Origin of the sequence: Pseudoalteromonas sp. SG43-1 (assembly GCF_014164415.1) — a bacterium.
Lineage (GTDB): Bacteria > Pseudomonadota > Gammaproteobacteria > Enterobacterales > Alteromonadaceae > Pseudoalteromonas > Pseudoalteromonas distincta.
This window is the reverse complement of record NZ_JACJFD010000005.1, coordinates 133,041-158,809: the sequence shown is the minus strand read 5'-3', so window position 1 is coordinate 158,809 and position 25,769 is coordinate 133,041. Positions and strand designations below refer to the sequence as shown.

Below are 25,769 nucleotides of genomic sequence, written 5' to 3'. Positions count from 1 at the left end.
AACAGCGGGCTTTATTTATTAATCACTATATAACGTATAAACCGTACTTATATTCACACATCTAACACGCTTTTTGGTTTTTAGTTACTTTAAATAATTGCGAAAATGTAAAACCACCTACCGCGCCTGCAAGCAGTTGAGCATAAAAACCCCAGCCTCTTGCGCCCGCTATAATATGAATATTCATAATTGATTCAATGGCAATTAACACAATAGCAAATGCCACAATGCCAGCAATAACAAATAACTGAGTAGTGTATTTTTGAACCTTTTTATTAAGCTTTGCGGTAACAAAAAAAGCGATGGCAAGTGCTAGGGCAATAATAGCGCCGTAGGTAGGTAATAGGCCTAACCAATCATCAAGCGTTAAACTAGCCCGATCACTCAAGAGCACCACTACACCTACATTAACTAATTGATTGACAACGTATTGGCTATGAAACAAGCTAGCTAGTGTGAATGTAAGTAACCAAGAAACTAAAAATGAAGGCAATACACGTGTTAAAAACGACATGGTTATCTCAACTTAAAATAAAGCTTTTTTCTTATACTGGCCATGCTAGCAAAGGCTTGCCCGGTAAACAATGTATCTCTTTTTTTACTCTGCTTTCGCTTTGTGCGTTTTCTGTTAATGCAAGCGCTGCGCTACCAAAGGAGCAATACAGTACACAAACACTGGCTACGCAATTACAGTCTCCGTGGAGCATGGTTGAACTACCAAACGGCACATGGTTAATTACAGAGCGTGATGGTCATGTAGTTATAGTTAAGAACAACGTGCAATCAAGAGTAAAATTAAACCTTGAGGGCTTATACGTTGCGGGCCAAGGTGGTTTACTCGACATTGTTTTATCACCAGATTATAACGACTCAAAAGAAGTTATTTTTACTTATGCCCAAGGTGATGCAAGCGCAAACAGGCTGGTTGTTGCCAAAGCCACGTTTAATGGCACTGACTTTTCAAAGCCCAACGTTATTTATAAAGTAGCGACTGATAAAAACACACCGCAACATTACGCAGGACGCGCCCTTGTCTTACCCGACAATACATTATTAGTTTCAACGGGCGATGGGTATGACTTTAGAGAGCAAGCACAAGTTATCACCAGCCAACTTGGTAAAATATTACGTATAAACCTAGATGGCACCATTCCAACAGATAACCCATTTATTTATCATAAAAACCTAAATGCACATGCTGTCTACTCACTTGGTCATCGTAACCCTCAAGGCTTAGTTTATGATTACGATACGCAGCAAATTGTTAGCCACGAGCACGGCCCTGCAGGCGGTGACGAGCTAAACTACTTAACCGCTAGCACTAATTACGGCTGGCCGGTAATCACCTATGGCAAAGATTACTCGCAAGCGCGTATTTCCCCCTTTACCGAATATAAAGGCATGCAAAAACCAAGTGTTAATTGGACTCCATCAATAGCGCCATCAGGCATGGCGTATTACGGCTCTAAACATGCAGCTTTTCCTTCGTTACAGCAACATGTGCTTATCACTACCCTTGTTGATAAAAAGCTCTACAGCGTTAATCTGCTAAGTGGTGAATTTACACAGTCTCACGTATTTCCTAATGCCGCAGGCAGGTTAAGAGATGTGTTTATAACTGATAAGGGTAACGTCGCGGTATTAATGGATGGAAAAAATGCAGAGCTGATGTTAGTGAAGCCAAATTAGTTCACAAAGAGAGTTAAGGCGCTTCGCTTTTAGAGGATAATAGCGGCTTTAGGGAACCGCTTTAATCACTCACAATCAGACAATGGCTCACTAATTGTGAGTGTATGAGTACCAAAATTTAATATAGCTTGGTATTTTCTAAAAAATGGAGAGCCTAATAATCCATATATTGTATTGCCACCACCAGCAGCCTGTACATGGTCTCGGTTTAGTGATAAAAACTGTGTACTTTCATACAACTGGCATGCCAATTCAAATTTTAAAACGTCTAGTGAAAGCTAGGAAGTCCAACGAAAGCTGGTAGTGATCATAAATTCAATGGTGCGAGATAGTGTCATGCGGGATCCTAAAATCGTTTGAAATTAGGAATTGACACCATAGTCACTTGTTATGTGTATATTGCACTCAAGGCCAAGTTCTACAACTTAAAGAGTTACCACCTTTATCAAAACCCCAAGCAATTATGATTTCCGTTTTAGGATCAACATCGTAATAAATAAGACATTTACCGACAAAGTCTTTAATACTGTAATTCGGTAATACTTCTTGCCTGCTAAAATGGTATCTCAAAAAACCAGTATCTAATGTTGTAATATTGGTTAACCCTTCGCCTGCGATTAAATAATCCGATCTTATCAACTCACCAGCATCGGGTGATTTAGAAAGCTTTTGATTATTTATATTCTCACCAATATTCATATTCAGATATCTCTGATAGTCCTTATGACCGACAGTGCAACCCGAAAGGAAAAATAAAAGGAAAATACTAGCAATTATTTTCTTAAATTGTTCAAACACTGGAATATTGCACCATATAGATTTATACACATTACGCCCGCCTAAGCGGCAATTTAATAATGGGCTAAAATATTGAGCGCAGCGACAATAGCCCATTGTTAATTGTCCGAGCGAACTTAAGAGCGAATTGAGGCGCTTGTTATGTGTATTTTAAACTGAACCAAATATTTCTAGTTTATTGGTATCAAGAACAAAAATTGATAAAATCTCAGATTTAACTGAATAAATAAGTTTGCCCCCCTCTTTGAGCACGACTTTACCCAGTAACTGATTGAACAACCACTCCCTAGGCATAGATTCAGCAATAATTGAGGAATGAACCAATGCGTCACATTTATAAAGTTTTTGAACTAGTTGGAAAGTATTCAATTTATGATGACACTCAATTATGCAAGTGACTCCTTTTCGCTTCCAAGTTTTTTCAATATGAACCCATTCGTTTTTGAAGCCAGTGGATTTAAACTGTTCTATGGCATCAAACACTTCTGATTTCGGCAACTCAGCATATTTTTCAGCAACCTCAAAACCATGTTTTAGAATTTTCTCGAAAGCTAAATACTTTTCATCATCTGAGTGAATGAAACACCCTAAATCTTGTGAGATATTAACATGGGCAATTGCAGGATCTTTTCCCAGGCTAAACTCAGTTTCTACTGGTAACTTAGAGCAACTTATAACTAGTCTTGAAAATTTGCTACGAAAGTTAAGTGGGTATAAATGCCTTTCAATGAAATGAACCATAGATCTAGAATTCACAATCACAGTTTTTTGTTCTTCTTCGGTGTACGTGCTATCTAATACTAATTGAATATCCCAAAATCGAGTCATACTCACAACTTTCCCAATACACATAACGCCCGCTTAAGGGGCAGCCAACGCTACTACTAAGCTTCCGCATAACACCGTAATCACAAAAACCAACGCATAGTAAAATACCGCGCGTTGGCTGTCCCTCTTGAAGCGTTTGTTATGTTTTGGGCCAATTGGTACGATTTAGACCATAAACAGCATGATCTACAACTCGGCCATTCAAATTTTCTGCGCAACTGATTATGCCCTCAAGCGAGAAACCTAAACGTTCACATACATTACGACTTGGAATATTTTCGCTCGCTGCTGATATCTGAACCTTTTCCATATCAAATTCAGTAAAAGCCAAGTCGGTCAGTTTTAAAACTGACTTACTCACGATACCTTTACCTTGGTATTCAGAGCTTAACCAGTAGCCAATCTCTACTTTTTTCAGTTGACGGTTAATACTGTTAAAACTGATATTTCCAACCAACTTATCTTGGTAAATCATCCCACAAACTAAGGATTTTCCATCAGCATAATCATGCAATGAACTTTTGATAAAGCTAAGAAAAAACTCTTCATTGCTTGCATGAGGAGGCCAAGCTAACCATTGACTCAAATATTCTCGCTCTCGACTGACAATTTCAAGATAGGCCGAAGCATACTTGGGAGTAACCAAAGCCAGTTTCAGATCGGTATCAACATCCAATGTAAACATGATTTCCTCTTAAAAACATAACGCCGCATTAAGCGGAAAATTATAGTTGGCTAAAATGTTTGAGGAACGAAAAACAGCCAACTGTAAATTTTCCGTTTAAATGCCTTGTTATATGGCTACTTACTCTTATGTTTAATTAAATAAACAATGTATCGATAGCTAAACAGCACAGTAAACACTATTAAGCCGAATTGAAAAGGAACCCACTCCATACCTTTTTCAGCAAGACCAACTAAAATACATATTCGGTATAAAGGTTCCCAAACGATACAAACTAAAGAATAGGTAAAAGCATCTGGTGCTAACAAAATAGCAAATTTTAGTTTCTCTTTAAGTGAAATCAGCATCAATTCTCGATAGACATATAACGCCTCATTCAGAGGCAATAAAATAGTTGGTTAAAATAAGCGAGGCACGAGCAAAAACCAACTGTTTTTTGTCCTGCTGAAATGACTTGTTATATGCCTATATACGAATATGCTTTAACACTCTGTTTTTTAGTATTTTTACTAGCTCAGGTTGCATTCTATCGTAGTTATCGGGAATATCTAAGCACACCAGTTTTTTACCTTTAAGTAAATCTTTAAACTTTTTTGAGGTTTTATTGCGATGTGACTTTTCCATTACGAAGATAATATCCGCCCATTCAACTAGATCACCGCTAAGAGGTGTTTCAGCGTCTGAGTTAGTGCCACAACCAATAGAGTTAATCCCATCATATTGAGAGAATACCTCTTCACCCGTTGGGCTTCTTAATCTATTTTCAGAGCAAACAAATAGTAGATTCACACGATTCCTTTCTTGGCATATAACGCTTTGCTAAGGGGCAATTGACTGTTGGCTAAACTTGCGCGAAGCGCCAAGCCAACTGTTAATTGTCCCAGTGAGTTTACGAACGAACTTGAGCAACTTGTTATAAGCCATTAGTTGCCACTCTTTGCCCGCAATGGATACAAACAATTGAACCAGAAAACCAGCGCCAAACAACTTTATCCCAGCTACCACTTGATGCTGGATGAGGCTTTTTAAAACCTTGAACAGTTAAACATTTATCGCAATGTGGGCAACGGTTAAAAAATGCCAAAACAATATGAATTAAAACTGTGCAAAAGAATGCCCCAAACAAATAAACTAAATGACTAGCACTAGCGTTAGGTTCAGAAAACATTTTCCCATAAGCCAGAGATACAAAGAAAACTATTAAAAGTATCCACGCTGCAAACACGCTTAACACATCAAGTTTTCCAATTATCGATTTCATCACCGAACTTCCTTTGGCTTATAACAACTTTGTATCCGACATTTGTCGCTTTATAAACCGACAAATGTCCAAATATTACAAAGATTCTAATTTAACCAGCTAATAAGGACTTGTAAACAACTAGTTAGCCGATATTTAAGTTTCCTTGATGTAGAAATAGCTCAAAATGGTAGAGATCAGTAATATCGGACAAAAAAGTAATGAGCCATAAAATAGGTGTAAGCGATATTATTAATAAGATAACTTAAATTTTTCTCTAAGCTTTTGCCTTTAACCTAAAAAAAGCCGCTGTTCATTGCAAACAGCGGCTTTCGTCTTAAGATTTACAAGCTTAAAGCTTGCTTAACTTAAACTTGATTTTTATTGTTTACCAATCACTTCAAGTCCACCCATGTATGGGCGTAATACTTCTGGTACTACTACTGTGCCATCGGCTTGTTGGTAGTTTTCTAGTATGGCTACTAGTGTACGGCCAACGGCTAAGCCTGAACCATTTAGTGTATGTAGTAACTCTGGCTTTTTAACACCTTCACGACGAAAACGTGCTTGCATTCTACGCGCCTGAAAGTCAGCCATGTTTGAACATGATGAAATTTCGCGGTATGTATCTTGCGCAGGTAACCATACTTCTAAATCGTATGTTTTAGCTGAGCCAAAGCCCATGTCGCCCATACATAAAATTACTTTACGGTACGGAAGTTCTAATGCTTGTAGTATTTGCTCTGCGTGACCTGTTAACTCTTCAAGCGTTGCCATTGAGTCTTCTGGTTTTACAAGTTGTACAAGTTCAACTTTATCAAACTGGTGTTGACGAATTAAGCCACGCGTATCGCGACCATAACTGCCTGCTTCACTTCTGAAACACGGAGTGTGGGCAACTAAGCGAATTGGTAAATCGCTTTCGTCGTAAATTTCGTCACGGGCGCTGTTTGTAAGTGGTACTTCAGCTGTAGGAATTAAGCTAAAGCCGGCTTGTTGTTCGCCGTCATCGTTTACAAGGCCTAATGTGTGGAATAAATCGCCTGCAAATTTAGGTAATTGGCTGGTGCCATAAAGGCTTGCGCTATTTACTAGGTACGGTACATACATTTCTGTGTAGCCGTTTTTATCAGCGTGTGTATCTAGCATAAATTGCGTTAGTGCACGGTGCATACGCGCTACTTGGCCGCGCATTACAGTAAAGCGTGCGCCACTAATTTTAACGCCCATTTCAAAGTCTAAACCGTTTAGGTCTTGGCCTACATCAACGTGATCTTTAACTTCAAAATCGAATTTTTTAGGCGTGCCCCACGTTAAAATTTCAACGTTGTCGTCTTCGTCTTTACCGGCTGGTACTGACTCGTCTGGCAAGTTTGGAATTGCTAAAGCAATGTCGTTAATTGCGGCTAATACTTCATCTTGCTCTGTTTTAGCGGCATCTAGCTCACTGCCTAAGTTAGCTACTGCATCAAGTAGTGGCTGTGCGTCTTCGCCTTTAGCTTTGGCTTGACCAATTGCTTTTGCGCTTGCATTACGTTGACTTTGAAGTTCTTGCGTTTTTACTTGTAATGTTTTGCGTTTTTCTTCAAGTGCCGTTACCGTCGCTACATCGAGTTCGTAACCGCGCGCCGCTAAACGTGCTGCAGTTTGTTCGATGTCTTGACGTAAAAATTTAGAATCTAACATGTTAGTTTTTTAACCTTTTTGCATTACTAGCTGAAGGCCCAGCCAAGCCATAAAAATACACACCATCACGTTTAAGATGATATTGAGGGCCATTTTAATAAAGTGACCTTGTTGTAATAACAACAACGAGTCCATTGAGAATGTTGAAAAGGTGGTTAATGCACCTAAAAAGCCAATACCGATAAGGGTTTTGGCGGGGCTTGCGGTGATAATTTCTTTATCTATCAAACCGTACAAAATGCCCATTAACAATGAACCCAGAATATTAACCGTCAACGTGCCAAAAGGGAATCCCCTACCGAGGAGTTTTAGCATGCTTTCGCTAATAAAAAACCGTAAACACGCACCTGAGGCTCCGCCAAGGGCGATCATCATATAAAGTTTAATCATTTTCGTACCGTTTAAGTGGGCTTTGCGCATCGCGCTCTTTTAGGTAATCGAGTTTTTGTCTAATTTTTTGCTCAAGTCCGCGCTCGCTCGGTAAGTAATATTCTTTGCCGTCCATTTCTGGTGGTAAGTATTTTTCACCTGCGGCAAATGCGCCTTCTTCATTGTGCGCATAACGATACTCAGCGCCATACCCTAAGTCTTTCATTAAGTTAGTTGGGGCATTACGTAAATGCTCTGGTACTGGGTAACTTGGCTCGTTTTTGGCATCTGCTTTTGCTTGATTAAACGCCATATAAACTGCATTACTTTTAGGTGCGCTGGCTAAATACAGTGTGGCTTGTGCTATTGCACGCTCGCCCTCGCTTGGGCCAACACGTTGAAATATATCCCACGCGTTTAAAGCCACTTCCATCGCACGCGGATCGGCGTTACCAATGTCTTCTGTAGCTATGGCAAGTAAACGCCTTGCTACATACAAAGGGTCGCCACCACCGGCTAAAATTCGGCAATACCAATACAGTGCACCGTCGGGGGAGCTACCTCGTACTGATTTATGAAAGGCCGATATTAAATCGTAAAACTCATCGCCGCCTTTATCATATTTAGCTAAATGCGTGGGTAGCACTTGGCTAAGTACGTGCTCATCTACGTTGTATTGACCGTTTTTCTCGGTTGTTAAGTCAACTGCTTGTTCAAGTAAATTAAGTACTTTACGCGCATCGCCGCCACTTGCTTGGCACAGTGCCTTTTTAGCGTTGTCGGCAATAGTGATGTGTTTTTGGCTTAGCTGCTCGTCTTGTTTAAGTGCGCGCTCTATTACGGTGTATAAGTCGGTATCGGCAAGCGATTTTAAAACATACACGCGTGCACGCGACAATATAGCGTTGTTAAGGGCAAACGATGGGTTTTCTGTGGTTGCACCTACAAATATAAAGGTGCCGTCTTCTATGTGCGGTAAAAAGGCATCTTGTTGGGATTTATTAAAGCGATGAACTTCGTCAACAAACATAAGGGTGCGTTGGCCACGGCTTTCTAGGTTGTCCCGCGCTTGCGTTACGCTGTCGCGTATATCTTTTACGCCTGCAGTTACCGCCGACATTTGAATAAGTGAGGCATCAGCATGGTTGGCAATTATTTGCGCAAGTGTTGTTTTACCAACACCAGGCGGACCCCATAAAATTAAACTATGGCATCGCCCCGCGACAATGGCTTGATGCAGTGGTTTATCAGCACTTAATAAGTGCTGCTGACCAATGTATTCATCAAGCGTTGTAGGGCGCATACGCGCAGCAAGTGGGCGTACATCGGGCCCAAAATTAAAACCTAAATTACTCACCGTTACTCTGATCGTCTATTTCAACACCTTCAGGAGGCGTAAATTCAAAAGTGCTTTGATCAAGCGGCGTATTAACTTGGGCATTGTTAAACGTAAATGACGATAGCTGCCCTGAGTTGTCGGTAACCACTAGTTTAGCAAGCCCTTGCTCGTTACCCGCAAATGCTATATCAAGTTGTTCTACTTGGCTTTCTACGCCTTTATTTGGCGTTACGCTAAAGCCTGTACTTGTTGCAAGTACGCTGTATTTTTCCCACTGTGCTGGGTCTTTTGATGTCAGTAGCACAAATGGTGTTGAGTCGATTAGGCTGCTGGTTTTCATAATTGTTACTTGCTCAGCAAAGCTGTCGAAGTAATATGTTTTATCACCGTTTGATACAAATAACGTATCGTCTGGATTAGTTTGCTGCCAGCGAATCATCATAGGCTGTTGAAGCGCTATTGTGCCCTCGCCTTGCATAACTGCTTGGCCTTCTTTGTCTGTTACTTGTTGTGCAAACTGCGCTTTAAAGCTTTTTAAAGTGGCAAGTCTGTCTTGTAATGCTTGGCTGTCGTCAGCAAAGCTTGGTGCGGCAAGTACGCTGCCTAACACTAATAATAAGGCGTTAACTTTTTTCATGAATTTGCTCCATTAGGTACTAATACATCGCGAGCACCGTTATGACCTGGTGAACTCACGATACCCGATGTTTCCATTTGTTCTACTAAACGTGCTGCGCGGTTATAGCCAACACGTAATTTACGTTGCACTGACGATACCGATACTTTGCCGGTTTCAATTACAAACGACACAGCTTCGTCGTATAACGGATCAGATTCTTCATCTGCATTTTCGCTAGCTTCACCCGGTAATAAAATATCTTCAGTGGCATCGCCATTGAGTATTTCGTCAATGTAATTTGGTTTAGCACGTGCTTTCCAATCGTTTACTACGGCGTGTACTTCGTGGTCGTCTACAAACGCGCCATGCACACGCTCTGGTACGCTAGTGCCTGGCGGTAAATAAAGCATGTCGCCCATGCCTAGTAAGTTTTCTGCGCCTTGTTGGTCAAGTATTGTCCGTGAATCTATTTTGCTCGATACCTGAAACGCCATACGTGTTGGAATATTAGCTTTAATTAAGCCGGTAATTACATCAACTGACGGGCGCTGCGTAGCAAGCACTAAGTGAATCCCTGCCGCACGTGCTTTTTGAGCAATACGTGCAATAAGTTCTTCTACTTTTTTACCTACAATCATCATCATGTCGGCAAATTCGTCTATTACTACAACAATACTTGGTAATTTACCTAGCTCGTCGGGGACTTCTTTCATGCCATCGGTGTCTTTAAATAATGGATCAAGAATTGGGTAACCCGCTTCATTGGCTTCAAGCACTTTTTGGTTGTAACCTTTTAAGTTACGCACACCCAATGCTGACATTAATTTATAACGACGTTCCATTTCGCCTACACACCAACGCAGTGCGTTAGCAGCTTCTTTCATATCGGTAACTACTTCACACAATAAATGCGGAATGCCTTCGTATACTGAAAGCTCAAGCATTTTAGGGTCAATCATGATCATACGTACATCGTCAGGACCCGATTTGTAAAGCAAGCTTACTATCATGACATTAACGCCCACTGATTTACCTGAACCAGTTGTACCGGCTACCAATAAATGTGGCATTTTACCTAAGTCAGCACATACCGGCTGACCAGCAATGTCTTTACCAAGCACCATGGTAAGAGGCGACGGATTTTGCTCAAATTTAGGGGCGTTTATTACTTCTGATAAACGAACTATTTCACGGTGTTTATTTGGAAGCTCAATACCAACATAGGTTTTACCTGGGATAACTTCTACAACACGTACACTAATTGCCGAAAGCGAACGGGCTAAATCTTTAGCTAAGCCTGTAATTTTAGACACTTTAATACCTGGCGCTAAATCTAGCTCAAAACGCGTAACAACGGGGCCTGGGTATACCGCTACTACGGTTGCTTGTACGTTAAAGTCGAGAAGTTTTGTCTCTACTAGGCGCGATACGCTATCAAGCTCTTCTTGCGAAATTGGGTTTTTAGCTTTATCCGGTCTGTCGAGTAAATCGAGCGATGGTAATGGCCCCGGTGGTGGCTCTTGCGTTAATAATTGCTCAAACTTTTCTTTTGCCGTTGGTGGTGGTTGATATTGCGCTTTTGGTTTAGGCATTGGTCTTGCTGGCGATACCACCGTTGTAACTGGTTTTTCAGGCTCCACAACTGGGCTTTGATCAAGCGCATTTAATGCAGCAGCCGTGTCCATTGGTTCGTCATCTATTGCGCTAAAGCCAATTTCTTGATCGAGTATATCGTCAAGTTCATCAAACGGCATAAAGTCATCACTAATTTGTGGTTCACTAAATGGTGTTTGAGGCTTATCTATTGCTTTTTGTTTATCTGCTTTTTTAGCTGATGTAGGCAGCTCTATTTGCTCTTTTATATCGTCTTCAAAATGGGCGTCTGCTTCATCGTTATTATTTACTTTACCTGCAGTGTGTTCTCGGTGCATCCAGCCTTTTGCATACGATACAACATAGCGATAAAGCCTAACCATTAAATCGCCAAGGTAATCTACAAAATCAACCCACGATACTCCCGTCAATAAGGTAAGCCCTGCAAAAAAGAAACACAGCAATAATATAGATGTACCGGTAAAGTTAAACGCAGGCATCATGGCTGATGCAATAACATCGCCCACTACCCCACCCGATGAAAAGTTATAAATATCGTCGAAATTAATACTACTAATAGCGGTAGCTGAGGTAATAAATAAAGCAAAACCAATAACTCGCAGCGCTAAGGTAGTGTAATCAAGCTGTAAAATGCGGTGAGGTTGTTTAAATAGCAAGTAGCCAAATAGCTGAATGGCCGCTGGCACTAAGTAAGCCAACCAACCAAAGGTGAGTAATAAAATGTCGGCTATCCATGCACCGGCTGCTCCTGTGATGTTGCTTACTTCGCTAAAACTAGTTTGCGACCATGCAGCATCTGCTGGATCAAAGCTGATCAAGGCACATAAAATAAATATTGCCGTAAAGGTACTGATAATCAGCCCTGTTTCTAATAGTCTTTGCACACCGTTTAGGCGCATAGTTCCCTATTCCTCTTTATTATTCTATTTTTATTCACACTTACTTAGCAGTGAAATACCTTAGCAGGAAATGCAATTTGTTGCACTTTATCTTAACCTTGATGGCCTGATTATGAACAAGTTTTTATAATTTGAGCTTATATAAGCAAATGACGCAGTTAATATAAATAACCTCAAGTAATATAAGGACGAATAATTACGCCTTCTTCACCTTTTACTTCTTCCATTACTACATAAGTTCGGCTTTCACTTACGTTTGGCAGTTTCAATAGTATGTCGCCTAATACGCCACGGTATTCTGACATATCATTTACGCGCGTTTTAAGTAAAAAATCGAAATTACCCGATACTAAATGACATTCGATAATTTCTTCGTGCTTTTTAACCGCAGCACTAAACTCATCAAATACGTCGGGAGATGTTTTAGTAATCGTTACTTCTACATACACCGATAAACCTTGCCCAAGCTTAGCGGGATCGACCACCGCTTTATAGCCAAGTATATAACCTTCCCGTTCTAGCTTTTTTACTCGCTCCAAGCAGGGTGTGGCGCTTAGGCCAACTCGTCTGGCCAGTTCTACGTTCGACAAACGTCCATCGTGTTGTAATTCCATTAAAATTTTACGGTCAATTCTATCTAATAATTGATGCATAGTACCAACTAGTTTTTTATGCTGTTTATTTTTATTATCTAGATGATAACACTAGATTTGAGTTTAAAAAAGGTGAGACACACGGGCTTATGATGAATATAATAGTGGAAAATGTTAATCCGTTCTTAATAAGGCAAATGATATGATTATTGGTGTTCCTAAAGAAATTAAAAACCATGAATACCGTGTAGGTATGGTTCCTGCAAGTGTTCGTGAATTAGTAAACCACGGTCACCAAGTGATTGTAGAAACTGATGCAGGCATGGGCATTGGTTTTACTAACGAAGATTACACACAAGCGGGTGCTGAAATTTTAGCAACTGCTGCTGATGTTTTTGCTAAAGCAGACATGATTGTAAAAGTAAAAGAGCCGCAAGCTGTTGAACGTGCAATGCTACGTGAAGACCAAATTCTTTTCACTTACTTACACCTTGCACCTGATCTTCCACAAACTGAAGACCTTGTAAAAAGCAAAGCTATTTGTATTGCATACGAAACTGTAACTGACTCACGCGGTGGTTTACCGCTTCTTGCTCCTATGAGCGAAGTTGCTGGTCGTATGTCTATTCAAGCTGGTGCACAAGCGCTAGAAAAATCTAACCACGGTCGTGGCATGCTACTAGGTGGCGTACCAGGCGTTGAAGCTGCTAAAGTTGTTGTAATTGGCGGCGGCATGGTTGGTCGTAGCGCAGCTCAAATGGCTGTTGGCCTTGGTGCTGAAGTTGTCGTTCTTGATCGTAACATCGACGTATTACGTGCACTAGACGCGCAATTTGGTAATAAAGTTAAAGCTATTTACTCAACTGCTGATGCACTAGAAAAACACGTACTAGAAGCTGATTTAGTAATCGGTGGTGTACTGATCCCTGGTGCAGCTGCACCTAAACTAGTAACTGCTGAGCACATTAAAGCAATGAAACCTGGTTCTGCAATTGTTGACGTTGCAATCGACCAAGGTGGCTGTATTGCTACTTCTAAAGCAACGACGCATGCTGATCCAACTTTCATCGTTGATGAAGTTGTTCACTACTGTGTTGCTAACATGCCAGGTGCTGTTCCACGCACATCTACGTTTGCACTTAACAATGCAACATTGCCATTCATCATTAACCTTGCAAACAAAGGTTATAAAAAGGCGCTACTAGATGACGCTCACTTCTTAAAAGGCTTAAACGTAATTAAAGGCCAAGTAACTTACAAAGAAGTAGCTGAAGCGTTCAACATGGAATATGTTGACCCACGCACAGCGGTAGAAAACGCATAATTTAGCGTTTTGTAGTTAAGTTGGTATTAAGTAATGTAGCAACCTAACTACAACCCATAAAAAAGCAGCTAATTAGCTGCTTTTTTTGTATTTAAATTTCAGATTTATATAAACTTATTTAGATAAAACGCTTAATTATAAAATCTACTTTTACGCGCTTAGCTTGCCCTAGTAGTTTTTTAACTGGCTGCGGGTAATCATCCATTGTTTCTAAATCATCTGGGCCTGTTAAACGGCGGCAGTGTTGTAAAATTTCCTGCTTTTCGTTATCAATAGCATCCATAATTGTTTGCTCTGGATCTTCTATTAAAATACCGTTTTCGATATCAAGACCCCATGCACGCGGATTTAAGTTATGCCCGCTCAGTAAATGTTTTGTTCTATCTGAACAAATACCTTTTAAATGAAACGAATTACTTTCATCTTTCCACAGATACACATTTAAATTACCGTTATCGATGTGGCGTTTTTGCGTTTTTACAAACTTATGCAAAATAGTTTCGTATAAATAAGGCAACGCCCCTATTTTACTAAACGGCTCGCTTGGCGGTAAATAAAAGTCATTGGCTGTTTTATCCCCTACCACAATCGTAACTTGCTTGCCTTGCTTTAATAATCGGCGCAGTGATCGCATAAGTGGCGCCGGAAAATTAAAGTATGGCGTATACAACACAAGCTCTTGCTCTGTGGTATCAAATAACGCTTTTATTAAACGATTTAATTCGTTATTACGACGACCAAGCCCTAAAAACAAACGAATACCTAATGCTTGCGTATTTAGTTGCTCTGCTGCGTTGTAACTTGCGACTTTTAAATCACGCATTAATTGCTTTTGATCAAGTTTGAAGTCGTGTAAACGCTTAAGCGGTCGTGTGTCTATGCGTGGCACAGCAACAGAGCTAATTAGCTTAGTCTCAATAAAATCAACCACTGAGTCACACAGCTCGCTCTGCGTTATTAAAAAGTAACGATCGAGTCTGTAACGCTCATTATACTGCAAATACACGTTGTTTATGCTTGCGCCGCTGTAAAGCAAGGTATCGTCAATGACAAAACCCTTTAAATGTAATACGCCAAATAATTCTTTAGCTTTTACAGGTACGCCATAAACTTGTACGTTCGATTTAAACTTTTCTAAATCGTCACAGTATAAACTTGCGTTACCATCAGACTTCTCTGCACCAATTAAACCACGTTGCGCACGATGAAAATCCACCAGCACTTTTACATCAAGCGCAGGGTTCTCTAATGATACTCGATGCAAGGCTTCTAAAATCTCGCGGCCTGCTTCGTCATCCTGTAAATAAAGCGCTGTGATATAAATTCGTTTTTTTGCATTAGCTATCAAACGTAGCAATTGCGTTCGGTAATCTTGCGCATTGGTTAAGACGTTAACGTCTTTTGAAGTCAACCCGAATGCGGGTTTTTCCTGCCAAAATAACATAGTTGCCTATTCGCTTAGGTCACATAATCTATCAGTGACAAATAAAATTAGGTAAAACATAACAAAAAAAATCAAAGGGGTCATGAATTAACGCTGTTTTGTTGCCTGTTAGTCTATTTATTGAGCTACTTAGGTGTTTTAACTGTAAAAGTACTGAGCTCTAGTACACAATACTGCACAGCTTTTCGATTTGCGAAAAAAAATAATCGCGGATTTTGTTTACATCCGCCTTGATTTTCTTAGAATCGAGCGCATTAAAGACCGTATTAAACGTTTAGGAAAAAATAATGACTGAAGCAAAACATTGTAAGCTACTAATTTTAGGCTCTGGCCCAGCTGGTTATACTGCCGCAGTATATGCCGCACGTGCAAATTTAAACCCTGTTTTAATTACAGGCATTCAACAAGGTGGTCAATTAACAACCACGACTGAAGTTGAAAACTGGCCTGGTGATGCACACGGCTTAACGGGTCCTGCATTAATGGATCGTATGAAAGAGCACGCTGAGCGCTTTGAAACTGAAATCATATTCGATCACATCAATAAAGTAGATGTATCTAAGCGCCCTTTCACACTAACTGGCGACCAAGGTACTTACACATGTGATGCGTTAATCATTGCAACAGGTGCTTCTGCTAAATACTTAGGCTTAGAGTCTGAAACTAATTTCCAAGGCCGTGGCGTTTCAGCCTGTGCTACATGTGATGGCTTTTTCTATAAAGGTCAGAAAGTAGCGGTTGTTGGTGGTGGTAATACAGCGGTTGAAGAAGCGCTATACTTATCTAACATTGCTGACGAAGTACATGTTATTCACCGCCGTGATAGTTTCCGTAGTGAAAAAATACTTGCAGACCGCCTTGCTGAAAAAGCAGCTAACGGTAACGTTGTTTTACATTACAACCGTACGCTTGACGAAGTATTAGGCGACCAAATGGGCGTAACTGGCATTCGTATTAAAGATGCACACTCTGATGCAACAGAAGAGCTAGATTTAGCAGGCGTATTTATCGCTATTGGTCATAAGCCAAATACAGATATGTTTGTTGGTCAACTAGAAATGAAAGATGGCTACTTAGTTGTAGAGTCTGGATTGAATGGTAACGCAACTCAAACAAGTGTAGAGGGCGTTTTTGCTGCAGGTGATGTGTCTGATCACATTTACCGTCAAGCAATCACATCAGCGGGTACAGGCTGTATGGCTGCCCTTGATGCAGAACGTTTCTTAGATAATTTATAAGCAATTAAATAAATTATAATAGGGCTGATTATTCAGCCCTTTTTTTATGTCTAAAATATAGTTACACTTTTACGATCAATTATAAAATAAGTACTGTATGAGAAATCAGCTATACCAATTAAGTGAAACCGATATAGCATTCCCCAATCCGGAATACGCATTAGAATCCCCTGATGGCTTGTTAGCAATTGGCGGAGATTTAAGTTTACCTCGCCTAAGTAATGCCTACAAAAGCGGAATATTCCCTTGGTTTAGCGAAGATGAGCCTATTATGTGGTGGTCGCCGAGCGAACGCGGGATTTTTGAACTGGATGATTTTCATATAAGTAAGAGCCTGCGTAAACATTTAAAAAAGCACCCTGTAAAAGTAACCATTAATAATGCCTTTGAGGAGGTAATAGAAGCTTGTCGCGATCAACGCCTTGATACCGATGGCACTTGGATCACCTCTGACATGCTCAACGCTTATGTTAATGCACACAATGCTGGCATTGCCCATAGCTTAGAAGTGTGGAGCAACGGAGAGCTTGCAGGTGGCTTATACGGTATTATGCAAAATGGTGTTTTTTGTGGTGAATCAATGTTTCATCATCAAACCAATTGCTCAAAGCTTGCTATGTGGGCACTGGTAAATTGGCTTAAACGTCATAATGCGCATTTTATTGATTGCCAGTTAGAAAACCCTTATTTAATGACCTTAGGTGCACAAGTAATCCCCCGCTCAACATTTTTGACTAAACTAAAAGCTGCACATAACTATATTATTAATCCTATTATGTGGGAGCCACAAGAACTTGACGCAATCTATGAATGAGCAACTTCCTGCACGTGTTGGTTTAACCCAAGAGTTTGACTGTAGTTATTTACCCAACAGACAAGAGCAACTATTAGTTATTCTTGATCCTAGTTGCTACAGCACAGACAAATTTGAGTCATTATTAGGCTTAGGGTTTCGTCGCAGTGGTAACCAAATATATCGTCCACACTGCCCAATATGCAGTGCATGTAATTCTGTACGTGTATTAGCACAAGACTTTATCCCTTCAAAATCGCAAAAACGTAAACTAAACAAAGCAAAAAACCAGTTTGAAGTGAAATACTCGACGCAAGAACGCCCTGAGTATTATCCGCTCTATAGTAAATACATAACGATGCGCCATCAGGATGGAAGTATGTATCCTCCTGAAAAAGAACAGTTTCAAAGCTTTTTACTTTGCAGTTGGCTCAAAATCACATTTATTGAACTATGGCACCAAGATACTTTAGCCGCAGTTGCCGTAACTGATTGTATGAACAGCTCTATTTCTGCAATTTATACTTTTTTTGACCCCGACTTTGAACACTATAGTTTAGGCTCTGTGATGATATTAGAGCAGCTTAAATTTGCAAAAGAGCAAAATAAGCAATACGTGTACTTAGGCTATCAAATTGACGAATGCGATAAAATGAAGTACAAAACTCAGTTTTTACCAGCTCAAAAACAGCTCAATGATGAGTGGGTGGCTATTTAATTTGCAAATATAGCCCCTGCGCCTTTACTTATTGGAGTATTTTGGGCAAAATCTGCAGCGTTTAACTATTAAAGAGGTGTTACGCTAAACATGGCGAAAGAAGACGTAATCGAAATGCAAGGGACAGTCCTTGATACTTTACCAAATACAATGTTCCGAGTTGAGCTAGAAAATGGTCACGTAGTTGTGGCTCACATTTCAGGCAAAATGCGCAAAAACTATATCCGTATTTTAACCGGCGATAAAGTAACGGTAGAAATGACTCCTTACGATTTATCAAAGGGTCGTATCGTATTCCGTGCTCGCTAAGTAAGTGCGTAAACGAGATTTAGTTTTTGGCTAGTGTTTTACTAGCTTTAAGCGTTTATTAAATGTAATTGATAGACATTGACTAGCAATTACATTTAATAAACAAAAAACCCAGTTTTTACTGGGTTTTTTGTTGCCTATAAAAATGGCAAAAAAATGGCCCGCTATTATTTAGCGGGCCATTTTTATTTAACTTAGTTGTGCAATTAACGTTTTACGCTGGCGTTAAATTGCTCTCGTAATCAAAGCGAATCTTCTTGTCTTTAACCGATACTTTAACTGTACCGCCATCAACAAGTTCACCAAACAGTATTTCATTAGCTAATTGCTTTTTAAGCTCTTCTTGAATAACACGTGCCATTGGTCGTGCACCCATAGCCTTGTCATAACCTTTATCTGCGAGCCATTCACGCGCTTTAGGCGTAAGCTCAAGATTAACCGATTTTTTATCAAGCTGAGCTTGCAGTTCCACAATAAATTTATCAACCACCAGTAAAATAACTTCACGTTCAAGGTGGTTAAACCAAATAATGTTATCTAAACGGTTTCTAAATTCTGGCGAGAAAACTTTATTAATTTCGCCCATTGCATCGTGCGTGTGATCTTGCTCTGTAAAACCAATCGACTTACGCGTAGTTTCTTGTACGCCCGCATTGGTAGTCATTACAACCACTACATTTCTAAAATCAGCTTTACGACCGTTATTATCGGTTAACGTACCGTGATCCATAACTTGTAGTAAAATATTGTAAATATCTGGATGCGCTTTTTCAATCTCATCTAAAAGTACAACCGCATGTGGGTTTTTAATAACCGCCTCGGTTAATAACCCGCCTTGCTCAAAACCAACATATCCTGGTGGAGCACCAATTAGTCGGCTGATTGCGTGGCGCTCTACATACTCAGACATATCAAAACGAATAAACTCAACACCCATACATTTAGCAAGTTGCTTGGTTACTTCTGTTTTACCAACACCTGTTGGGCCTGCAAACAAGAACGAACCCACTGGTTTTTCTTCGCTTGATAAACCTGAGCGAGATAAACGAATAGCCGATGTAAGCGCATCAATAGATTGATCTTGTCCAAACACCAGCATTTTAAGGTTACGGTCTAGATTTTTAAGCGTCTCTTTATCTGTTGAAGAAACATTTTGTGGTGGAATACGTGCCATCTTCGATATTATTAGCTCTATATCAGCCACACCAATGGTTTTTTTACGTTTAGAACTAGGCTGTAAACGTTGGTTAGCGCCCGCTTCATCAATTACATCAATTGCTTTATCTGGCAAGTGGCGCTCATTAATGTATTTAGCACTAAGTTCAGCAGCTGCTTTTAATGCTTTTTGAGTGTAGCGAATACCATGGTGCTCTTCGTAACGCTCTTTTAATCCATTTAAAATTTTAGTGGTATCAGCAACACTTGGTTCAAGTACATCAATTTTTTGAAAACGGCGTACTAATGCACGGTCTTTCTCAAAAATATTTTTATACTCATTGTAAGTGGTTGAACCCATACAGCGTAACTTACCACTTGAAAGAAGTGGTTTAAGTAAGTTTGAAGCGTCCATAACGCCACCAGACGCTGCGCCAGCACCTATTATGGTATGTATTTCATCAATAAATAAAATAGACCCAGGTTGTGCCTGAAGCTCTTTTAATAAGCTTTTAAAGCGTTTTTCAAAATCGCCACGGTATTTAGTACCTGCAAGCAATGCCCCCATATCTAGTGAGTACACAACTGCATCTGCAATTACTTCTGGTACTTGCTCGTTCACAATACGGTACGCTAAACCTTCAGCAATGGCTGTTTTACCAACGCCCGCTTCACCAACAAGTAATGGGTTATTCTTTTTACGACGACACAATACTTGTACCGTGCGCTCTACTTCGCTGTCGCGCCCAATCAATGGGTCAATATTACCTTCACGAGCCTGAGCGTTTAAGTTAGTTGTAAAGCTGTCTAGCTTACTTGCTTCTTCGTTTTGAACTTCTTGCACTTCTTCATGTATATCATCGCTGTCGTCGCCTAGTTCATCATCAGCTTTTGAAATGCCGTGCGAAATAAAGTTAACAATATCTAAGCGCGATACATCATGCTTTTTAAGTAAATAAACAGCTTGGCTCTCTTGCTCTGAAAAAATAGCAACCAGTACATTGACACCCGTCACTTCGTTTTTTCCTGACGATTGCACATGAAACACAGCACGTTGTAATACACGCTGAAAACCAAGCGTTGGCTGAGTTTCACGCTCTTCTTCTAAATCTGGGATGACAGGTGTTGTTTCGTCAATAAATTCTAATAATTCGGTTTTTAAGCCTGAAAGATTAACACCACACGCGTTTAAGGCTTCTCCTGCAGAAGGATTATCTAATAGCGCAAGTAAAAGGTGCTCTACGGTCATAAACTCATGACGGCGAGTGCGCGCTTCACGAAACGCGGCATTTAAAGTGAGTTCTAAGTCTTTGTTTAGCATTGGCAACCCCTTACTGAGATAATAATTTATACCACAACAATCGGATGTTTGATCACCCTAATTGGTATTTATACCAATTGTATTAAATTGGTATTATTCCTGCTCACAACTACAAAGCAGTGGATGCTCGTTATCCCGTGAGTAACGGTTAACTTGTTCAACTTTGGTGTGGGCAACATCGGCGCTGTAAACACCGCAAATACCCTTACCTTTTTCATGAACCTGAAGCATCACATCGGTTGCTCTATCGCTATCCATATTAAAAAACGTCGTTAAAACTTCAATTACGAAGTCCATCGGCGTGTAGTCGTCGTTATTTAAAACAACTTTATATTTTCGCGGCGGCTGTAGCTTTTGCTTTTCACTGTCGCGAACTGTGTCGATAACACCTGAATCTTTCATACCACTCATAATTAAATATAGTCTTGTCTTTGTAACTCAAGCAAACTTGAATAAAAAATAAATAAAATGTTAAAAAATAACTCAAAACACTTGACTGGTTGGCTAAATAAACTACAGTCAAACATAGATTGATTAAACCTTAGTCAGTCTAGCAAATTATACAGTTTAGAATAACTAAATTAGTCAACTTATTGAAGGATGTAGAAGTATGGCTTGTGGTAAAGTTAAATGGTTCAACAACGCCAAAGGTTTTGGTTTCATCGTAGAAGACGGCTGCGAGAATGATATCTTCGCTCATTACTCAACAATTGTAATGGACGGCTATAAAACGCTTAAAGCTGGTCAAGATGTAACATTCGAATTAGAACAAGGGCCTAAAGGCCTACACGCTAAAAATATTGCCCCAGATGGTGACATTATTGAGTGACGATTGTTTTGTTCGACTAAAGCGAGCGACCTTTTAAGATCCTCGCTTAATTCCTTAAGCATACTAACTTATCTCTTCTTCTCTTATTTATTGCCTCTTTTCATTCAAATTCAACCCTTTTCCTTGAATTTATTTTATATACCCCAATGTTCTAAGAGTTGATTGTTTAACTGCTTATTGGGCATGCTCAAACTCTAGCCCTTTTTATTTAAGCTTGTTACACTCTTGGTGCTAAAAATTGCGCATAACACCTTATCGCCTCTTTTATATGTACTAGGCTAAAGGCTGATTTATTTTTGTTAATTTTTTAGCTATAAATACGATTCCAGTTCGTCAGGTGTGACTATTCTGCTTTTATAAAAGAGCAACGCTGAGTACCAACACCTAACAAACTACTCATTACGAGCGTACGTGTTTATTAACTTGTTTAATAATATGTACTCACTCATAAGTAATGATTTTCTTTGCATTGTTGAATAAGACCTTATCGGTCGACTATCTAGGAATGATGATGACATCAAAAATTATCTATACAAAAACGGACGAAGCTCCGGCACTAGCAACTTATTCGTTGCTACCGATCATCCAAGCATATACAAATGCGGCCGGTGTTGAAGTTGAAACTCGCGACATTTCATTAGCAGGTCGTGTAATTGCTAGCTTCCCTGATTATTTAACAGAAGAACAACGCATTGGTGATGCACTTGCTGAACTTGGCGAGCTTGCTAAAACACCAGAAGCAAACATCATCAAATTACCAAACATCAGTGCATCTGTACCACAGCTTCGCGCTGTAATTAAAGAGCTTCAAGCAAAAGGTTACGCTCTTCCAGAATACCCTGTTGAACCTAAAAATGATGAAGAAAAAGCAATTCAAGCGGCTTACGACAAAATTAAAGGCAGTGCAGTAAACCCTGTACTACGTGAAGGTAACTCAGATCGTCGCGCGCCAGGCTCTGTAAAAGAATATGCACGTAACAACCCACATTCAATGGGTGCGTGGAGCAAAGATTCTCAGTCTTACGTTGCAAGTATGAGCGAAGGCGATTTCTTCGGTTCAGAAAAATCAGTAACTGTTGATACAGCCACTGATGTGCGTATTGAACATGTTGCAACTAACGGTGACGTTACTGTTCTTAAACAAAGCACACCTCTTTTAGCTGGCGAAGTTATTGATGCATCAAGCATTAGCGCTTCTAAGCTTCAAGCTTTCTTAGCTGCAGAAATTGACGCTGCTAAAGAAAAAGGTGTTTTGTTCTCGCTTCACATGAAAGCGACAATGATGAAAGTATCTGATCCAATCATCTTCGGTCACGCTGTTAAAGTATTCTACAAAGATGTATTTGCTAAACACGGTGAGCTTTTTGAAGAGCTAGGTGTTGATGTAAATAATGGTTTAGGCGACGTATATTCTAAAATTCAAACATTAGACGATGCTAAGCGCGAAGAAATTGAAGCAGATATTCAAGCTGTTTACGCTAACCGCCCTGCTATTGCTATGGTTGATTCTGACCGTGGTATTACAAACTTACACGTACCAAGTGACGTGATCATCGATGCATCTATGCCTGCAGCAATCCGTTCAAGCGGTCAAATGTGGAATAACGATGGAAAATTACAAGACACTAGCTTTGTAATTCCTGATCGTTGTTACTCAAGTGTTTACCAAGCAACTATCGATTTTTGTAAAGAAAATGGCGCGTTTGATCCAACAACAATGGGTAGCGTTCCAAATGTTGGCCTTATGGCTCAAAAAGCTGAAGAATACGGTTCACACGACAAAACATTTGAAGCAAAAGCGGACGGTTCTATCCGTGTTGTTGATGCAAATGGTAATACATTACTTGAGCACAGTGTTGAGCAAGGCGATATCTGGCGTATGTGTCAGGTTAAAGACGCACCAATTCAAGATTGGGTTAAGCTTGCAGTAAATCGTGCACGCGCAACAGGCGTTCCAGCTATTTTCTGGTTAGACGAAAACCGTGCACATGATGCGCAGCTAATCAAAAAAGTAAATAAATACCTACCAGATCACGATACAGCTGGCCTAGATATTCAAATTTTAGCACCGCTTGAAGCAACATTGTTCTCACTAGCGCGTATTAAAGAAGGTAAAGACACTATTTCTGTAACAGGTAACGTTTTACGTGATTACCTTACAGATTTATTCCCAATTTTAGAGTTGGGTACGAGTGCTAAAATGCTTTCAATTGTTCCACTTATGAACGGTGGTGGCTTATTTGAAACTGGCGCGGGTGGTTCTGCACCTAAGCATGTTCAACAATTCGAAAAAGAAAACCACTTACGTTGGGATTCTTTAGGTGAATTTTTAGCACTTGCTGCATCACTTGAGCACTTAAGCGTAACTGCTGGTAACAACAAGGCACAAGTACTTGCTGATACCCTAGATAAAGCAACAGGCACGTTCCTTGCTGAAAACAAATCGCCTTCACGTAAAGTGAAAGAAATTGATAACCGTGGTTCTCATTTCTTCCTATCTTTATTCTGGGCACAAGAACTTGCTAAGCAAGATGATGACAGTGAACTTAAAGCACAGTTTACTCAAATCGCTAGCGACCTTGAGTCTAATAAAGAGCAAATCGTAAGTGAGCTTAACGATGCGCAAGGCCCTGCAGTTGATTTAGGCGGTTACTTCCAGCCTAACGATGATGCAGCCTTTAAAGCGATGCGTCCAAGCACTACATTTAATGATATTCTTGCTAAATTAGTATAAATACCGGTTTAAATTTAAAAGCCGCTTACTTGCAAAAGTAAGCGGCTTTTTTATGTCTGTATCTTGTAAAAAAGGCCGCTATTTATAAAATAGCGGCCTTTGAATAATTAAATTTATTTATTTAATTAATTATTTAGTATCATACCAATTCGCTTAATTAAGTGATCAGCTTTGAGGCAAGAAAATCTTGTCGATAACAAGGCAAAAATTTCGTTATTTAGTTGCTCTATATCAGAAATTTTTAACGCAGTTACCGTCAGATTTAATCCCTCAAATTGATTAAGTATTATTGCGGGTTGGTATAAGCACGTGGCATTTTTGAATCTGTCGTATAGCGGTCACGCAATTTATCTTGACGAGATTGTGTAGAAACCTCAACGCCATTAATAAACATTTTGCTCACATGGCTGCTTAGCTCAAACGGGTCATTACTCCATATTACCACATCAGCAGCTTTGCCTACTTCAAGGCTACCTGCATTAATGCCAAATACATCAGCAACGTTTGATGTAAGCGCTTTTAACGCACCTTCTTGGCTCATACCATACGACACGGCATTACCAGCATCAAAACGCAGCTGATAAATATTGTGACTTGCATCGCCACCTACCGTTAATAATACTTTAACGCCTGCTTTTTCAAGCACACTAGCATTATCTAAACTCGCATGAAGCGAATCAAAGCTTCCTGGTAAGCTATCCATTGCACTAATAATCACTGGAATATTTGCTTTAGCAACGCGCTCTTTTACTACAACAGCATCTTGCGCACCGTTAAGTACTAGGTTAATACCAAATTGCTCTTTTACTTTAATTAGCTCAATAATATCCGCCGCACGCGAAACGCCAACCACTAATGGCATTTCACCACTGAGTACTTTAGCCATTACTTTATCTTCAGTACTTGGCTTGTCGTCATCTTTTTTCGCTTTTTTACCAGCTTTATTTTTGTGCTCATCAAGCTTATTAATCAGTGTTTGCAAAGTAAAAGCACGTGAGCCTTTACTACGCTCACCTAAGTAAACAATTAAAGCCGCTTGTTTTTGCATGTCGCTGTCAAAACTACCACTTAAATCAACAACACTCGCAAGGCCTGAAAAAATGCTATCGCCGCCATGAGGAGTAATTACATCGCGTGTTACGCCGCCTTTACGAGCGTAAGGAATTAAGCTTGAATGTGCGTTGTAAGCAAGGCTTACATCAAAATCAATACCAGCTTTTTCCTCACCTGCATCGCGAGAGCCTGCAACTGCACTTACTTCAACTAAACCAAGTTGATTAATACTTGCTATAAAGCCAGGGGTTACAATTTGCCCCTTTGCATCAATAATTTGATCAACTTTAATTTCAGTTGGGTTAATCGCTGTGATTTTACCATCTGTCATTACAATGCTTGCCGCTTCTAATACACCTTGATCAGAAGACGTATGCAATGTTGCATTAATAATTGCTAGAGATTGTGCGCTTACAGCACCAGATGCTAATAATCCTGCAGCAACCAGAGAAAGCGAAAACGAACGTGATAAATTTTTCATTCTGGGTGCTC

The 25,769-nt window shown here is 39.9% G+C and carries 24 protein-coding genes; 8 read left to right on the top strand and 16 right to left on the bottom strand.

Going from position 1 to position 25,769, the window contains the following annotated elements; translation table 11 throughout:
• Positions 1-61: 61 nt before the first annotated feature.
• Complete coding sequence (locus tag H5159_RS06415; RefSeq protein WP_182715555.1) at positions 62-514, bottom strand: hypothetical protein; 453 nt, start codon at positions 512-514, stop codon at positions 62-64.
• Here H5159_RS06415 and H5159_RS06410 point away from each other — a divergent pair.
• On the top strand, positions 499-1,689 hold the full coding sequence (locus H5159_RS06410; protein WP_182715556.1) for a PQQ-dependent sugar dehydrogenase: 1,191 nt from the start codon (positions 499-501) through the stop codon (positions 1,687-1,689). The genes H5159_RS06415 and H5159_RS06410 overlap by 16 nt on opposite strands.
• A 405-nt stretch (positions 1,690-2,094) precedes the next feature.
• On the opposite strand, the gene H5159_RS06405 is transcribed toward H5159_RS06410, so the two are convergent.
• The 11 genes from H5159_RS06405 to lrp form a co-directional block, all read right to left on the bottom strand.
• Positions 2,095-2,487, bottom strand: a complete 393-nt coding sequence (locus H5159_RS06405) for a hypothetical protein (RefSeq protein ID WP_154903017.1) — start codon at positions 2,485-2,487, stop codon at positions 2,095-2,097.
• A 150-nt stretch (positions 2,488-2,637) separates the two neighbouring features.
• Positions 2,638-3,321, bottom strand: coding sequence for a hypothetical protein (locus H5159_RS06400; RefSeq protein WP_182769285.1), 684 nt, complete (start codon positions 3,319-3,321; stop codon positions 2,638-2,640).
• 133 nt (positions 3,322-3,454) lie between these two features.
• A complete protein-coding gene (locus H5159_RS06395; RefSeq protein ID WP_013868587.1) occupies positions 3,455-4,000 on the bottom strand; it encodes a GNAT family N-acetyltransferase in 546 nt (181 codons plus the stop codon).
• Positions 4,001-4,465: 465 nt separating this feature from the next.
• Complete coding sequence (locus H5159_RS06390) at positions 4,466-4,789, bottom strand: low molecular weight protein tyrosine phosphatase family protein (protein ID WP_182716406.1); 324 nt, start codon at positions 4,787-4,789, stop codon at positions 4,466-4,468.
• A gap of 124 nt (positions 4,790-4,913) precedes the next feature.
• The gene (locus H5159_RS06385) at positions 4,914-5,261 is read right to left on the bottom strand and encodes a hypothetical protein (RefSeq protein ID WP_182780007.1); all 348 of its coding nucleotides are present in this window, start codon (positions 5,259-5,261) and stop codon (positions 4,914-4,916) included.
• 360 nt (positions 5,262-5,621) lie between these two features.
• On the bottom strand, positions 5,622-6,926 hold the full coding sequence (gene serS / locus H5159_RS06380; RefSeq protein WP_002962971.1) for a serine--tRNA ligase: 1,305 nt from the start codon (positions 6,924-6,926) through the stop codon (positions 5,622-5,624).
• 9 nt (positions 6,927-6,935) lie between these two features.
• Entirely contained in the window at positions 6,936-7,316 is a 381-nt protein-coding gene (crcB, locus tag H5159_RS06375; protein ID WP_021032117.1) for a fluoride efflux transporter CrcB, read from the bottom strand.
• Positions 7,309-8,652 carry a replication-associated recombination protein A gene (locus H5159_RS06370; RefSeq protein ID WP_182716405.1) on the bottom strand — a complete coding sequence of 448 codons (1,344 nt, stop codon included), beginning with the start codon at positions 8,650-8,652 and terminating at the stop codon, positions 7,309-7,311. The genes crcB and H5159_RS06370 overlap by 8 nt, the downstream gene beginning before the upstream one ends.
• Positions 8,645-9,271: an outer membrane lipoprotein chaperone LolA gene (gene lolA, locus H5159_RS06365; RefSeq protein WP_138489158.1), complete on the bottom strand. Its 627-nt coding sequence runs from the start codon at positions 9,269-9,271 to the stop codon at positions 8,645-8,647. The genes H5159_RS06370 and lolA overlap by 8 nt, the downstream gene beginning before the upstream one ends.
• A complete protein-coding gene (locus H5159_RS06360) occupies positions 9,268-11,766 on the bottom strand; it encodes a DNA translocase FtsK (RefSeq protein ID WP_182716404.1) in 2,499 nt (832 codons plus the stop codon). Before H5159_RS06360 ends, lolA begins: the two co-directional genes overlap by 4 nt.
• A 173-nt stretch (positions 11,767-11,939) precedes the next feature.
• On the bottom strand, positions 11,940-12,419 hold the full coding sequence (gene lrp, locus H5159_RS06355; protein ID WP_007582985.1) for a leucine-responsive transcriptional regulator Lrp: 480 nt from the start codon (positions 12,417-12,419) through the stop codon (positions 11,940-11,942).
• Between the two features lie 142 nt (positions 12,420-12,561).
• Between lrp and ald the strand changes: the two genes are divergently transcribed.
• Complete coding sequence (gene ald, locus H5159_RS06350) at positions 12,562-13,683, top strand: alanine dehydrogenase (protein ID WP_002962982.1); 1,122 nt, start codon at positions 12,562-12,564, stop codon at positions 13,681-13,683.
• 118 nt (positions 13,684-13,801) lie between these two features.
• Here the strand turns inward: ald and pssA are convergent, their stop codons facing one another.
• A complete protein-coding gene (gene pssA, locus H5159_RS06345) occupies positions 13,802-15,127 on the bottom strand; it encodes a CDP-diacylglycerol--serine O-phosphatidyltransferase (RefSeq protein ID WP_182780005.1) in 1,326 nt (441 codons plus the stop codon).
• 287 nt (positions 15,128-15,414) lie between these two features.
• On the opposite strand from pssA, the gene trxB reads away from it, so the two are divergent.
• From trxB to infA, 4 genes are all read left to right on the top strand, one after another.
• A complete protein-coding gene (gene trxB / locus H5159_RS06340; protein ID WP_165723628.1) occupies positions 15,415-16,365 on the top strand; it encodes a thioredoxin-disulfide reductase in 951 nt (316 codons plus the stop codon).
• 97 nt (positions 16,366-16,462) lie between these two features.
• Positions 16,463-17,179, top strand: a complete 717-nt coding sequence (gene aat / locus H5159_RS06335; RefSeq protein WP_024595507.1) for a leucyl/phenylalanyl-tRNA--protein transferase — start codon at positions 16,463-16,465, stop codon at positions 17,177-17,179.
• Positions 17,172-17,876: an arginyltransferase gene (locus H5159_RS06330; protein WP_024606094.1), complete on the top strand. Its 705-nt coding sequence runs from the start codon at positions 17,172-17,174 to the stop codon at positions 17,874-17,876. The genes aat and H5159_RS06330 overlap by 8 nt, the downstream gene beginning before the upstream one ends.
• A 90-nt stretch (positions 17,877-17,966) precedes the next feature.
• The gene (gene infA / locus H5159_RS06325; protein ID WP_002962494.1) at positions 17,967-18,185 is read left to right on the top strand and encodes a translation initiation factor IF-1; all 219 of its coding nucleotides are present in this window, start codon (positions 17,967-17,969) and stop codon (positions 18,183-18,185) included.
• A gap of 214 nt (positions 18,186-18,399) precedes the next feature.
• On the opposite strand, the gene clpA is transcribed toward infA, so the two are convergent.
• Both clpA and clpS read right to left on the bottom strand, forming a co-directional pair.
• Positions 18,400-20,661 (bottom strand): ATP-dependent Clp protease ATP-binding subunit ClpA, encoded by a 2,262-nt coding sequence (clpA, locus tag H5159_RS06320; RefSeq protein WP_024595509.1) that lies wholly within the window; start codon positions 20,659-20,661, stop codon positions 18,400-18,402.
• Positions 20,662-20,754: 93 nt separating this feature from the next.
• The gene (clpS, locus tag H5159_RS06315; protein WP_002962498.1) at positions 20,755-21,063 is read right to left on the bottom strand and encodes an ATP-dependent Clp protease adapter ClpS; all 309 of its coding nucleotides are present in this window, start codon (positions 21,061-21,063) and stop codon (positions 20,755-20,757) included.
• A 208-nt stretch (positions 21,064-21,271) separates the two neighbouring features.
• Between clpS and cspD the strand changes: the two genes are divergently transcribed.
• Entirely contained in the window at positions 21,272-21,490 is a 219-nt protein-coding gene (gene cspD / locus H5159_RS06310) for a cold shock domain-containing protein CspD (protein WP_002962500.1), read from the top strand.
• Between the two features lie 511 nt (positions 21,491-22,001).
• Entirely contained in the window at positions 22,002-24,224 is a 2,223-nt protein-coding gene (locus H5159_RS06305) for an NADP-dependent isocitrate dehydrogenase (protein ID WP_182711173.1), read from the top strand.
• A 286-nt stretch (positions 24,225-24,510) separates the two neighbouring features.
• Here the strand turns inward: H5159_RS06305 and H5159_RS06300 are convergent, their stop codons facing one another.
• On the bottom strand, positions 24,511-25,758 hold the full coding sequence (locus H5159_RS06300) for an amidohydrolase family protein (RefSeq protein ID WP_182694075.1): 1,248 nt from the start codon (positions 25,756-25,758) through the stop codon (positions 24,511-24,513).
• Between the last annotated feature and the right edge of the window lie 11 nt (positions 25,759-25,769).

Bases quoted from the DNA above. Each gene is read 5' to 3' on its own strand.
- clpA (WP_024595509.1), bottom strand. From the start codon at position 20,661: ATGCTAAACAAAGACTTAGAACTCACTTTAAATGCCGCGTTTCGTGAA.
- clpS (WP_002962498.1), bottom strand. From the start codon at position 21,063: ATGAAAGATTCAGGTGTTATCGACACAGTTCGCGACAGTGAAAAGCAA.
- H5159_RS06330 (WP_024606094.1), top strand. From the start codon at position 17,172: ATGAATGAGCAACTTCCTGCACGTGTTGGTTTAACCCAAGAGTTTGAC.
- H5159_RS06360 (WP_182716404.1), bottom strand. From the start codon at position 11,766: ATGCGCCTAAACGGTGTGCAAAGACTATTAGAAACAGGGCTGATTATC.
- lrp (WP_007582985.1), bottom strand. From the start codon at position 12,419: ATGCATCAATTATTAGATAGAATTGACCGTAAAATTTTAATGGAATTA.
- cspD (WP_002962500.1), top strand. From the start codon at position 21,272: ATGGCTTGTGGTAAAGTTAAATGGTTCAACAACGCCAAAGGTTTTGGT.
- pssA (WP_182780005.1), bottom strand. From the start codon at position 15,127: ATGTTATTTTGGCAGGAAAAACCCGCATTCGGGTTGACTTCAAAAGAC.
- H5159_RS06415 (WP_182715555.1), bottom strand. From the start codon at position 514: ATGTCGTTTTTAACACGTGTATTGCCTTCATTTTTAGTTTCTTGGTTA.
- lolA (WP_138489158.1), bottom strand. From the start codon at position 9,271: ATGAAAAAAGTTAACGCCTTATTATTAGTGTTAGGCAGCGTACTTGCC.
- serS (WP_002962971.1), bottom strand. From the start codon at position 6,926: ATGTTAGATTCTAAATTTTTACGTCAAGACATCGAACAAACTGCAGCA.
- trxB (WP_165723628.1), top strand. From the start codon at position 15,415: ATGACTGAAGCAAAACATTGTAAGCTACTAATTTTAGGCTCTGGCCCA.
- crcB (WP_021032117.1), bottom strand. From the start codon at position 7,316: ATGATTAAACTTTATATGATGATCGCCCTTGGCGGAGCCTCAGGTGCG.
- H5159_RS06300 (WP_182694075.1), bottom strand. From the start codon at position 25,758: ATGAAAAATTTATCACGTTCGTTTTCGCTTTCTCTGGTTGCTGCAGGA.
- infA (WP_002962494.1), top strand. From the start codon at position 17,967: ATGGCGAAAGAAGACGTAATCGAAATGCAAGGGACAGTCCTTGATACT.
- H5159_RS06395 (WP_013868587.1), bottom strand. From the start codon at position 4,000: ATGTTTACATTGGATGTTGATACCGATCTGAAACTGGCTTTGGTTACT.
- H5159_RS06385 (WP_182780007.1), bottom strand. From the start codon at position 5,261: ATGAAATCGATAATTGGAAAACTTGATGTGTTAAGCGTGTTTGCAGCG.
- aat (WP_024595507.1), top strand. From the start codon at position 16,463: ATGAGAAATCAGCTATACCAATTAAGTGAAACCGATATAGCATTCCCC.
- ald (WP_002962982.1), top strand. From the start codon at position 12,562: ATGATTATTGGTGTTCCTAAAGAAATTAAAAACCATGAATACCGTGTA.
- H5159_RS06305 (WP_182711173.1), top strand. From the start codon at position 22,002: ATGACATCAAAAATTATCTATACAAAAACGGACGAAGCTCCGGCACTA.